An 11,871-nucleotide genomic window follows, 5' to 3' on the forward strand; every position below is an offset into this window, starting at 1 on the left:
ACTGATCTAGGCTGGCGGCGAGCGCTTCATCAGCGGACTGATGAGCACATGAGAAGACAGGGAGAGATGACGTGACGGTCCGAGTAGGCATCAACGGCTTCGGTCGAATCGGACGCAACTTCTACCGGGCCTTGCTGGCTCAACAGGAGCAGGGCGGCGCCGACATCGAGGTGGTCGCGGTCAACGACCTCACCGACAATGCCAGCCTGGCGCACCTGCTGAAATTCGACTCCATCCTGGGCCGGCTGCCCTACGACGTCAGCCTCGAGGGCGACGACACGATCGTCGTGGGCACCACCAAGATCAAGGCGCTGGAGGTCAAGGAGGGCCCGGCGGCGCTGCCTTGGGGGGACCTGGGCGTCGACGTCGTCGTGGAATCCACCGGCATCTTCACCAACGCCGCCAAGGCCAAGGGCCACCTGGACGCCGGCGCCAAGAAGGTGATCATCTCGGCACCGGCCACCGACGAGGACATCACGATCGTGCTGGGCGTCAACGACGACAAGTACGACGGCAGCCAGAACATCATCTCCAACGCGTCGTGCACCACGAATTGCCTTGCGCCGCTGGCCAAAGTGCTCGACGACGAGTTCGGCATCGTCAAGGGCCTGATGACCACCATCCACGCCTACACCCAGGACCAGAACCTGCAGGACGGGCCGCACAAGGACCTGCGCCGCGCCCGCGCCGCCGCGCTGAACATCGTGCCGACCTCGACCGGCGCCGCCAAGGCCATCGGGCTGGTGATGCCCAACCTCAAGGGCAAGCTCGACGGGTACGCGCTGCGGGTGCCGATCCCCACCGGCTCGGTCACGGATCTGACCGCGGAGCTGAAGAAGTCCGCCACCGCCGACGAGATCAACGCCGCGATGAAGGCGGCCGCCGAGGGCCCGATGAAGGGCATCCTGAAGTACTACGACGCGCCGATCGTCTCCAGCGATATCGTCACCGACCCGCACAGCTCGATCTTCGATTCCGGCCTGACCAAGGTGATCGACGACCAGGCCAAGGTGGTGTCCTGGTACGACAACGAGTGGGGCTACTCCAACCGCCTCGTCGACCTGGTCGCGCTGGTCGGCAAGTCGCTGTAAGCCCGTGAGCGTTCCGACCCTCTCCGACCTTCTGGCCGAAGGAGTTTCGGGTCGCGGCGTGCTGGTGCGCTCCGATCTGAACGTGCCGCTCGACGAGGGCAGTATCACCGATCCCGGCCGCATCACCGCGTCGGTGCCGACGCTACGGGCGCTGGTCGACGCCGGCGCCAGGGTCGTGGTCACCGCGCACCTGGGGCGCCCCAAAAACGGGCCCGACCCGAAACTGTCGCTGGCGCCGGTCGCCGCGGCGCTCGGCGAGCGGCTCGGCCGGCACGTGCAGCTGGCCGGCGACGTCGTGGGCTCCGACGCGCTGGCCCGCTCCGAGGGGCTGACCGACGGCGACGTGCTGCTGCTGGAAAACATCCGCTTCGACGCGCGCGAGACCAGCAAGGACGACGGCGAACGGCTGGCGTTGGCCCGGCAGCTGGCCGAATTGGTCGGGCCGGACGGCGCGTTCGTCTCCGACGGCTTCGGGGTGGTGCACCGCAAACAGGCCTCGGTGTACGACGTCGCCACCCTGCTGCCGCACTACGCCGGCACGCTGGTGGCCGAGGAGATCCGGGTGCTCGAGCAGTTGACCAGCTCGACCACGCGGCCCTACGCGGTGGTGCTCGGCGGTTCGAAGGTCTCCGACAAGCTCGGCGTCATCGAGTCGCTGGCCACCAAGGCTGACAGCATCGTGATCGGCGGCGGCATGTGCTTCACTTTCCTTGCCGCGCAGGGTCTTTCGGTGGGCACGTCGCTGCTGGAGGCCGAGATGGTCGACACCTGCCGCCGGCTGCTGGACACCTACGCCGACGTGCTGCGGCTACCCAGGGACATCGTGGTCGCCGAGAAGTTCGCGGCGGACTCGCCGCCGCAGACGGTGTCGTGCGACGCCATCCCGGGCGACATGATGGGGCTGGACATCGGGCCGGAGTCGGTCAAGCGCTTCGCGGCGCTGCTGTCCAACGCCAGCACCGTCTTCTGGAACGGCCCGATGGGCGTGTTCGAGTTCCCGGCGTTCGCCGCCGGCACCAAGGGGGTCGCCGAGGCGATCGCCGCGGCGACCGGCAAGGGCGCCTTCTCCGTGGTGGGCGGCGGCGATTCCGCGGCCGCGGTGCGCGCGCTCGGCATCCCCGAGGACGCCTTCTCGCACATCTCCACCGGCGGCGGCGCGTCGCTGGAATACCTCGAGGGCAAGACGCTGCCCGGCATCGAGGTACTGGGCCGTGCCCAGCCGATTCACACCGAGTGATGGGAGACTCGTGATCCGCAAGCCACTGATCGCCGGCAACTGGAAGATGAACCTCAATCACTTCGAGGCGATCGCGCTGGTGCAGAAGATCGCCTTCGCGCTGCCGGACAAGTACTACGACAAGGTCGACGTCACGGTCATCCCGCCGTTCACCGACCTGCGCAGCGTGCAAACCCTGGTCGACGGCGACAAGCTGCGGCTGACCTACGGCGCCCAGGACCTGTCCCAGCACGACTCGGGCGCCTACACGGGCGAGATCAGCGGCGCCTTCCTGGCCAAGCTCGGCTGCAGCTTCGTCGTCGTCGGGCACTCCGAGCGGCGCACCTACCACCACGAGGACGACGCGCTGGTGGCCGCCAAGGCCGCCGCCGCGCTCAAGCACGAACTCACCCCGATCGTGTGCATTGGCGAGCACCTCGAGGTCCGGGAGGCCGGCGACCACGTGGCCCACTGCGAGGGGCAGCTGCGCGGCTCGCTGGCCGGGCTGTCGGCCGAGCAGATCGCCAAGGTCGTCGTCGCCTACGAGCCGGTGTGGGCGATCGGAACCGGTCGGGTGGCCAGCGCGTCCGACGCTCAGGAGGTGTGCGCGGCGGTCCGGTCGGCGTTGGCGTCGCTCGCCTCGGCGCAGGTCGCCGACACCGTGCGGGTGCTCTACGGCGGGTCGGTGAACGCCAAGAACATCGGCGACATCGCCGCGCAGGACGATATCGACGGGGCGTTGGTCGGCGGCGCGTCGCTGGACGGCGAGCAGTTCGCGACGCTGGCCGCCATCGCCGCCGGCGGCCCCCTGCCTTAGGGGCGCCGGCGCACCGGTAGGCTTTTCGGCATGGAATTGGCCCTGCAGATCACCCTGGTCGTCACCAGCGTGCTGGTGGTGCTCTTGGTGTTGCTGCACCGCGCCAAGGGCGGCGGCCTGTCGACGCTGTTCGGCGGCGGCGTGCAGTCGAGCCTGTCCGGGTCGACCGTCGTCGAGAAGAACCTCGACCGCCTGACGCTGTTCGTCGTCGGCATCTGGCTGGTGTGCATCGTCGGCGTGGCCATGCTCATCAAGTACCACTGACACGTCCCTTCCACATCGCCGAGTGTGAAATACACGACGCGACACGCCGGCGACGCGTCGTGAGCTTCACTTTCGACCGGCCGGCGCCGACTCCCGAACGGGCGTGCCGTCCCCTCGCCGCCGATACTGGACCGCATGGCTGACGCCCCCGAGGGCCCCGACACCGCGCTGGAACCCATCGGCGCCGTCCAGCGCACCCGCATCGGTCGCGAGGCCACCGAGCCGATGCGCGCCGACATCCGCCTGCTCGGCGCCATCCTCGGCGACACCGTGCGCGAGCACAACGGCGAGGAGGTCTTCGACCTCGTCGAGCGCGCCCGGGTCGAGGCCTTCCGGGTGCGGCGCTCCGAGATCGACCGGTCCGAGATGGCGCGCATGTTCTCTCGCATCGACATCCACCGGGCGATCCCGGTCATTCGGGCGTTCAGCCACTTCGCGCTGCTGGCCAACGTGGCCGAGGACATCCACCGCGAGCGGCGGCGCGACATCCACGTCGCGGCCGGGGAGCCCCCGCAGGACAGCAGCCTGGCCGCCACCTACGCCAAACTCGATCGGGCGCAACTCGATTCGGCCACCGTCGCCGACGCGCTGCGCGGCGCGCTGGTCTCCCCGGTCATCACCGCCCACCCCACCGAGACGCGGCGGCGCACGGTGTTCATCACCCAGCACCGCATCACCGCGTTGATGCGGCTGCGGGCCGCGGGGCACACCGAAACCGACGACGGCCGCGACATCGAGCTCGAGCTGCGCCGCCAGGTGCTGACGCTGTGGCAGACCGCGCTGGTGCGGGTGTCGCGACTGCAGATCACCGACGAGATCGACGTGGGCCTGCGGTATTACCCTGCCGCGTTGTTCCGGGTCATCCCGCAGGTCAACGCGGAGGTGCGCGGCGCGCTAAGGGATCGCTGGCCCGACGCCGACCTGCTTTCCGCGCCCATCCTGCAGCCCGGGTCCTGGATCGGCGGCGACCGCGACGGCAACCCGAACGTGACCGGCGATGTCGTGCGCCGCGCCGCCGGCAGCGCCGCGTTCACCGCGCTGGCGCACTACCTGGCCGAGCTCACCGACCTCGAGCAGGAGCTGTCGATGTCGGCTCGGCTGATCGCGGTCACCGACGAGTTGACCGCGCTGGCCGAGGGCTGCGACGAGACGGCCCGCGCCGACGAGCCCTACCGCCGGGCGCTGCGCGCGATCCGGGCCCGGCTTACCGCGACGGCCGCGCAGATCCTGGACCGCCGCCCGCAGCACGAGCTCGACCTCGGGATGCCGGCCTACGCCGCGCCGGGCGAACTGCTGGCCGACCTCGACGTCGTCGACGCTGCGCTGCGCGGGCACGGCGCCGCGCTGCTCGCCGACGACCGGCTGGCCCGGCTGCGAGAAGCCGTGCACGACTTCGGTTTTCACCTGTCCGGTCTCGACATGCGGCAAAACTCCGACGTCCACGAGGAGGTGGTCGGCGAGCTGCTGGCCTGGGCCGGGGTGCACCGCGACTACGCCTCGCTGCCCGAAGACCAACGCGTCGAACTGCTGGCGGGCGAACTGGCCACCCGCCGCCCGCTGGTCGGTGACCGCGGCGTGGGGGCACCGCCCGCTTGCGGGGGGCTGTCCGACCTGGCCCGCGGCGAGCTGGGCGTGCTGACCGCCGCCGCTCGCGCCGTCGAGCTCTACGGCCCGGCCGCCGTGCCGAACTACGTCATCTCGATGTGCCGATCGGTGTCCGACGTCCTGGAGGCCGCCATCCTGTTGAAGGAGGCCGGCCTGCTGGACGCCTCGCGGCCGGAACCCTATTGCCCCCTGGGGATCTCGCCGCTGTTCGAGACCATCGACGACCTGCGCAACGGGGCGCCGATCCTGCAGGCGATGCTGGACCTGCCGCTGTATCGGTCGTTGGTGGACGCGCGGGACGGGCGCCAGGAGGTGATGCTCGGCTACTCCGACTCCAACAAGGACGGCGGGTACCTGGCCGCCAACTGGGCGGTGTACCGGGCCGAGCTCGACCTCGTCGACATTGCCCGCAAGACCGGAATCCGGTTGCGGCTCTTCCACGGCCGCGGCGGCACCGTCGGCCGCGGCGGCGGCCCCAGCTACGAGGCCATCCTGGCGCAGCCCCCGGGCGCGGTGAACGGGTCGCTTCGCCTCACCGAGCAGGGTGAGATCATCGCCGCCAAGTACGCCGAGCCGCAACTGGCGCGGCGCAACCTGGAGAGCCTGGTGGCGGCCACCCTGGAGTCGACGCTGCTGGACGTGGAGGGCCTCGGCGACGCGGCCGAACCGGCCTACGCGGTACTCGACGAGATCGCCGCGCTGGCGCACCGCTCCTACGCCGAATTGGTCCACGAGACACCGGGTTTCGTCGACTACTTCATGGCTTCCACGCCCGTGGGCGAGATCGGGTCGCTGAACATCGGCAGCCGGCCCACCTCCCGCAAGCCCACCTCGTCGATCTCCGACCTGCGCGCCATCCCGTGGGTGCTGGCCTGGAGCCAGTCGCGGGTGATGCTGCCCGGCTGGTACGGCACCGGGTCAGCGTTCGAGCGGTGGATCGCGGCGGGCCCCGAAAGCGAGCGGGTGGACATCCTGCACGGTCTCTACGAGCGGTGGCCATTCTTCCGCAGCGTGCTGTCCAACATGGCGCAGGTGCTGGCCAAGAGCGACCTGGGCCTGGCGGCCCGCTACGCCGAGCTGGTGGCCGACGAGTCCTTGCGGCGCAGGGTCTTTGACAAGATCGCCGACGAACACCGGCGCACCATCGCCATGCACAAGCTGATCACCGGCCACGACGACCTGCTCGCCGACAACCCGGCGCTGGCGCGCTCGGTGTTCAACCGGTTTCCGTATCTGGAGCCGCTGAATCACCTGCAGGTGGAGTTGTTGCGCCGCTACCGCTCCGGCGACGACGACGAACTCGTGCAGCGCGGCATCCTGCTCACCATGAACGGGCTGGCCAGCGCGCTGCGCAACAGCGGCTAAGGCAGCTTGATCGCCGACACGTACATCTGCAGGGTCGGCATGAACAGATCGATGTCGTCCAGCTGGCTGCCCAGCATCACGGCGTCGGTGGTGGCGACGAGCACCTGGGCGAAGGTCCGGGGCGGGATCAAAAGCGCCCCACCCAGCCGGTCGATGCCCTCCACGATGAACTTGGCCAGCGACTCGACGACCTCGGATCGCTTGGCGGCCACCCGTTCCCGCGCGTCGGGATTGCGAAGCAGGTACAGGGTGAACTCGTGGCCCAGCGCGGCGTGCTCGGCGCCGCGGTCGCAGCTGAGCTGGCGCCAGCGCGCGGCGATCTGCTCGAGCTCGCGGGCCCCGATGTGCGTCGCGGCGGCCATCACCTCGGCGAAGTTGTCGAAATAGCGGCGCCAGTAGCGGTCGCTGACCGCCAGGAAGAGGTCTTCCTTGGTGGCGAAGTGCTTGTAGATGGCGCCCTTGGTGTAGCCCGCGGCCCCCGCGATGTCGTCCAGAGATGCTGCCATGAAGCCCTTTTCGGCGAAGACCTCCTCCGCGGCGTCGAGCAGCACCGAACGGGTGTGTTCGAGGCGTCGCTCCCGCGTCCAACGCTCAACCATGCCGGCGATTGTGCCACAAGAATCTGAGAATACTCTTGGTCAACCAGATACCGATTGGTATATTTCCGGGTGGCCGGCCGACGACCCCATGAGGAGACAGCGTCATGACCGAACTGTCCAGCAAGAAGAGCGCGTCGCTGGAGTCGCTGGGCGTCCAGCCTCGATCCAGGGCCAAGCCCGTGCGGATCTGGGCCGCCGCCGGGGGCGTCATTCTGGCTTTCCAGCTGTACGTATGGATCCGGTGGCTCACCGGGCCCCACTTCGAGCGCGTCGCCCCGGGACCGACCGAACCGCCGATGTTCATGAAGGCGATCCTGTTCACCTGGACCGCCGTGATAGTGGTCGGCCTGCCGATTGCCTTCTGGTGGTTCATCATTCGGCCGTGGCGTCGGGAGCGGCGAATCACCCTCGACGGCATGCTCCTGATCTCATGCGGCCTGCTGTTCTTTCAGGATCCGCTGCTGAACTACTTCAACACGTGGAGCACCTACAACACCTGGATGTGGAACCGGGGCTCGTGGGTCCAAGACATTCCGGGTTGGGTGTCGTTCGGCAAACCGGGCGCCATGATGGCCGAACCGTTCCTGATGAACGCGCCCGGCTACTTCTTCGTGCTGCTGTGCACGATGCTCGGATGCTGGGTCATGCGCAAAGCCAAGCAGCGGTGGCCCAACATCAACACCTTCGGCCTGATCGGCGTGGTGATCGCCTGGACATTCTTATTCGACTTCGTCATCGAGGGCCTGTTCCTCATGCCGATGGGGCTGTTCACCTACCCCGGCGCTATTCGCGCTCTGTCGGTCAATCCGGGCACCTACTACCAGTGGCCGCTCTACGAAGGGCTGATGTGGGGCGGTGTACAGGCCGGTCTGTGCTGCATGCGCTACTTCACCGACGATCGCGGCCGGACCTTCGTCGAGCGCGGGCTCGACCAAGTCCGGGGCGGGCTCGCCCGACAGCAGTTGACCCGCTTCCTGGCGATCTTCGCCGCGTGCAGCGCCTTCTTCTTCGTCTTCTACAATCTGCCGGCCCAGTGGTTCGCCATGCACCAGGATCCCTGGCCCGACGACATCCTGAAGCGCTCGTACTTCCTGATGGGCATCTGCGGCGGAGACACCGACCGGCCCTGCCCCGACCCTGCGCTGCCGGTGCCCCTGACGAATTCCGGCTACATCAACCACGACGGCCAGCTGGTCCTGCCCGATGGCGTAAAGCTCCCCAAGAACGTTCCCCTGGAGCGCGGGAAGTGACGAGCCGGGCGCCCACCGAGACGATCGGCGGAGCGACCTCGCCCAGTGACCAAGTCCAAGCCCCGGCCAAGCCGGTGCGGATTTGGGCCGTCGTGGGCGGTGCGATCCTGGCGCTGCAGGTGTACGTGTGGATCCGCTGGATCACCGGGCCCTATTTCGAGCGGGTGCCCACCGGGCCGAGCGATCCGCCGATGTACATGAAAGTGCCACTGATGGCGAATGCCGTCGTGCTCTGGGTCGGCCTGCCGTTCGCGCTGTGGTGGTTCATCGTCAGGCCCTGGCGCCGCGAGCGACGAATCACGTTGGACGGCATGCTCTTTGCGTCGATGGGCCTGATGTTCTTCCAGGACCCGTTGCTGAACTACTTCAACACGTGGTGCACCTACAACACCTGGCTGTTCAATCGGGGTTCGTGGTCCTCGCACATCCCGGGGTGGGTGTCGCCCGAGGAACCTGGCCGCCAGGTGGCCGAACCGCTGCTGACGAACGCGCCGGGATACGCCTATGGCGTTCTGCTGATCACCATCGTCGGCTGCTGGGTCATGCGAAAGATCAAGGGGCGCTGGCCAAACATCAGCAACCTGCGGCTGATCGTGGCCACCTACGGGATCGCGTTCCTCTTCGACTTTGTGATGGAGGGACTGGTCCTGCTGCCGATCGGTTTCTACACGTATCCCGGTTCGATCCGGTCGGTGTCGATCAACGCCGGCACCTACTACCAGTGGCCCGTCTACGAAGGGCTGATGTGGGGAGGCGTGCAGGCCGCGCTGTGCTGCCTGCGCTACTTCACCGACGATCGCGGCCGCACCGTCGTCGAACGCGGCCTGGACCACGTCCGGGGCGGGCTCGCGCGCCAGCAGTTCACCCGTTTTCTGGCGATCTTCGCGGGGGTCAGCGCGTGCTTCTTCGTGTTCTACAACATCCCCGCGCAATGGATCGGCATGCACGCAGACCCGTGGCCCGAAGACCACCTGAAGCGTTCGTACTTCAACGGCGGCATCTGCGGTGACGGGACCGGCACGCCATGCCCGGATCCCGCGCTGCCGATGCCGACCAAGCGCTCCGGTTACGTCGATCAGGATGGCAGGCTTGTTCTTCCGCCGGGCGTGGAGCTTCCGAAAACCATTCCGTTCGATCGGGGGAAGTAATTGTTGAACAGTCAACCCGCAACCGTTCGCTCCCTTTCGGACGCGCCGTTCTACCGTGCCGTCGGCGACGAGGTGGAGGTCTTCCGCGCGGCGGCGCGCCGCGGTCTGCCCGTGTTGTTGAAAGGCCCCACGGGATGCGGAAAGACACGATTCGTGGAGGCGATGGCCCACCAATTGGGCCGGGACCTGATCACCGTTGCGGGCCACGAGGACATGACGTCGGCCGATCTGGTGGGTCGTTTCCTGCTCAAGGGCGGTGAAACCGTCTGGGTGGACGGGCCTTTGACGCGCGCGGTGCGCGAGGGCGCCATCTTCTATCTGGACGAGGTGGTGGAGGCGCGCCAGGACACCACCGTGGTCATCCATCCGCTCGCCGACCACCGCCGCGAGCTGCCCGTCGACCGGCTCGGCACGACACTGCAGGCGGCACCAGGATTTCAGTTGGTGATTTCCTACAACCCCGGCTACCAGAGCGTCCTGAAGAACCTCAAGGAGTCGACCCGTCAGCGCTTCGTCGCGATCGAGCTCGGCTATCCGTCGCCGGAGGTCGAGACCGAGGTGGTTGCCTACGAAGCCGGGATCGACACCGAGACCGCACGTGCCCTGGTCAAGCTCGCGTACGCCATCCGGAACCTCGAGGGCTCACCGTTGCGTGAAGTGTCCTCCACGCGCATGTTGATTCTCGCCGGTGGCCTCGCGGCCGAAGGGCTGAACCTGCGCAGTGCGGTGCACGCGGCCGTCGTTCAGGTGCTCTCCGACGACGACGATGTCATCCGCGCCCTCGACGAACTCGTCAACGCTGTCCTGCCCCAGAAGTGACCGACGCTTCCGATCCCGACAACCCTGGCCGGTTCCGGTTCCTCGCCACCCACATCGCCGGCCGGTCCGTCGACGTCACCGAGGCGCCCGCCGGCCAGCCCGCGCACACCGACGGCCGGTTCATCTTCGTCTCGCCCGGCCCGGTCGGGGAGCGGCGCCGCGAGATGGTGGTCCAGGCCGCGCTTCTCGGTGCGGGAAGCCTCGATCCGCGATTGGTTCGGGGCTTGCGGGCGCGTTCCACATTGGCGCGCCGCTACCTGGCGCTCGAAGGTCGGCGGGTTCTCGCCGAACTCGCCCGGCAGATGCCGCTCGATCCGGGGCTCCTGCCGGACGGACAACCCAGTACCGCGAGCGCCGATGAGTCACTCGAGGTGGCCAAGAGCCGAACCAATGTTCCCGACCCACCGGGGTGGTTCGGTGTCATCAAACCCTCCCGGTTGATGGCGGCGCCCGCCGCGCCGGGCGGACAGCCCACCGACAAAGACCTCCAATTGCAGTTCGATCCCATCGACATGCCCGAGGCGGAGCACGACGACCAAGACGACGGCGGGCAGTCCGGGGGGAGCAAGATCCTCAAACTGTTCGAAAGTCCGCTCTTCAACAACCGATCGATGTCGGACTACTTCCGCAAGATGTTCGGCGGTTCGCGTTCTTCCGGAGAGGCGGCCGCGGGCTCCGAGATGACAGTTCGCTCACTGCGGCGGGTACAAGAAATCGGGCCGAATGCCCGTCCTCTGCCCACGCCGATCCAGTTCACCGACGACGACAAGCCCGGCGCGGCGATGGGCGTGGGCGGCGCCCTGTATCCGGAGTGGGACGTCTTCAACGACCGGTACAAGCCCGACTGGTGCCGGGTCATCGACTTTCCCCTGACCGCCGCCGCCGATGTCGCCGATGCCGGTGTGGCGCACGACGATGTGCTGCGGCGCCGCCTGGCCCGGGTCGGCCTGGGCCCGAAGGTCCTGCGCGGCCGGGCCGACGGGGACGACCTCGACATCGAGGCGCTCATCGACCTGTTCGTCGATCTGCAATCCGGCTTTTCCCCGCCCGAACACGTCTACCTGGAGCGGCGCAAACTTGCCCGCAATCTCGGCGTGCTCATTTTGATCGACGCGTCGGGGTCGGCCACCGACAGCGACCCGGACGGCCTGGCGGTGCATGACCACCAGCGGCGGGCGGCCGCCACCCTGTCCGTCACACTCGAGGAGCTCGGCGACCGCGTCGCTGTCTACGCATTCCGATCTCAAAGTCGCCACGCTGTCCATCTGCCGGTCATCAAGACGTTCGACCAAAGTTTCGGCGCCATCGGACGGGCGCGGCTCAATCAGCTCCAACCGGCGAGCTACACCCGCCTCGGCGCCGCCATCCGCGGCGCGGGGGAGATCCTCAAAACCGAAGCGGGAACGCCGAATCGGCTGCTACTGGTCCTCTCCGACGGCTTCCCCTACGACGACGGCTACGAAGGCCGTTACGCCGAAGCCGACGCCCACAAGGCGCTCGAAGAACTCCGCGCGGATGGCGTTGCGTGCCTTTGCCTTTCCCTCGGTGCCGCCACGGCCACCGATGCGCTCGAACGCGTCTTCGGTTCCGCCAGCCACGCCAGGGCCGCGACCCTCAGCGAGCTGAGTCCCCGCATGGACGAGCTGTTTTTGTCGTCGCTGCGGGAACTGGCCGCGCCCCAACCGTCGAGAGGATAG

10 protein-coding genes are annotated in these 11,871 nt (G+C 68.0%); 9 read left to right on the forward strand and 1 reads right to left on the reverse strand.

From position 1 onward, the window contains the following. Positions 1–71: 71 nt before the first annotated feature. The 5 genes from gap to ppc all read left to right on the forward strand — a co-directional run bounded on the left by gap (position 72) and on the right by ppc (position 6,358). The gene (gene gap / locus AC5Y43_RS02610; RefSeq protein ID WP_499968998.1) at positions 72–1,091 is read left to right on the forward strand and encodes a type I glyceraldehyde-3-phosphate dehydrogenase; all 1,020 of its coding nucleotides are present in this window, start codon (positions 72–74) and stop codon (positions 1,089–1,091) included. 4 nt (positions 1,092–1,095) lie between these two features. Continuing rightward, a complete protein-coding gene (locus AC5Y43_RS02615; protein WP_499969000.1) occupies positions 1,096–2,328 on the forward strand; it encodes a phosphoglycerate kinase in 1,233 nt (410 codons plus the stop codon). Positions 2,329–2,338: 10 nt separating this feature from the next. Continuing rightward, positions 2,339–3,124 (forward strand): triose-phosphate isomerase, encoded by a 786-nt coding sequence (gene tpiA / locus AC5Y43_RS02620; RefSeq protein ID WP_499969002.1) that lies wholly within the window; start codon positions 2,339–2,341, stop codon positions 3,122–3,124. A 30-nt stretch (positions 3,125–3,154) separates the two neighbouring features. Beyond that, complete coding sequence (secG, locus tag AC5Y43_RS02625; protein ID WP_499969005.1) at positions 3,155–3,388, forward strand: preprotein translocase subunit SecG; 234 nt, start codon at positions 3,155–3,157, stop codon at positions 3,386–3,388. 135 nt (positions 3,389–3,523) lie between these two features. After that, positions 3,524–6,358, forward strand: coding sequence for a phosphoenolpyruvate carboxylase (gene ppc / locus AC5Y43_RS02630; RefSeq protein ID WP_499969007.1), 2,835 nt, complete (start codon positions 3,524–3,526; stop codon positions 6,356–6,358). Here ppc and AC5Y43_RS02635 read toward each other — a convergent pair. Continuing rightward, entirely contained in the window at positions 6,355–6,957 is a 603-nt protein-coding gene (locus AC5Y43_RS02635; RefSeq protein ID WP_499969009.1) for a TetR/AcrR family transcriptional regulator, read from the reverse strand. The genes ppc and AC5Y43_RS02635 overlap by 4 nt on opposite strands. A gap of 104 nt (positions 6,958–7,061) precedes the next feature. On the opposite strand from AC5Y43_RS02635, the gene AC5Y43_RS02640 reads away from it, so the two are divergent. Genes AC5Y43_RS02640 through AC5Y43_RS02655 form a run of 4 tightly spaced genes read left to right on the forward strand, consistent with a single transcriptional unit; the run spans position 7,062 to position 11,871 of the window. Further along, a complete protein-coding gene (locus AC5Y43_RS02640) occupies positions 7,062–8,207 on the forward strand; it encodes a spirocyclase AveC family protein (RefSeq protein ID WP_499969011.1) in 1,146 nt (381 codons plus the stop codon). A gap of 23 nt (positions 8,208–8,230) precedes the next feature. Beyond that, complete coding sequence (locus tag AC5Y43_RS02645; RefSeq protein ID WP_499969392.1) at positions 8,231–9,355, forward strand: spirocyclase AveC family protein; 1,125 nt, start codon at positions 8,231–8,233, stop codon at positions 9,353–9,355. Next, positions 9,356–10,174, forward strand: a complete 819-nt coding sequence (locus AC5Y43_RS02650; protein ID WP_499969013.1) for a CbbQ/NirQ/NorQ/GpvN family protein — start codon at positions 9,356–9,358, stop codon at positions 10,172–10,174. Next, the gene (locus tag AC5Y43_RS02655) at positions 10,171–11,871 is read left to right on the forward strand and encodes a nitric oxide reductase activation protein NorD (RefSeq protein WP_499969015.1); all 1,701 of its coding nucleotides are present in this window, start codon (positions 10,171–10,173) and stop codon (positions 11,869–11,871) included. Before AC5Y43_RS02650 ends, AC5Y43_RS02655 begins: the two co-directional genes overlap by 4 nt.

Source organism: Mycobacterium sp. NGS57 (assembly GCF_059812405.1).

Excerpts from the sequence above, each read along its gene's own strand:
- secG (WP_499969005.1), top strand. The coding sequence starts at position 3,155 with ATGGAATTGGCCCTGCAGATCACCCTGGTCGTCACCAGCGTGCTGGTG.
- ppc (WP_499969007.1), top strand. The coding sequence starts at position 3,524 with ATGGCTGACGCCCCCGAGGGCCCCGACACCGCGCTGGAACCCATCGGC.
- AC5Y43_RS02635 (WP_499969009.1), bottom strand. The coding sequence starts at position 6,957 with ATGGTTGAGCGTTGGACGCGGGAGCGACGCCTCGAACACACCCGTTCG.
- AC5Y43_RS02640 (WP_499969011.1), top strand. The coding sequence starts at position 7,062 with ATGACCGAACTGTCCAGCAAGAAGAGCGCGTCGCTGGAGTCGCTGGGC.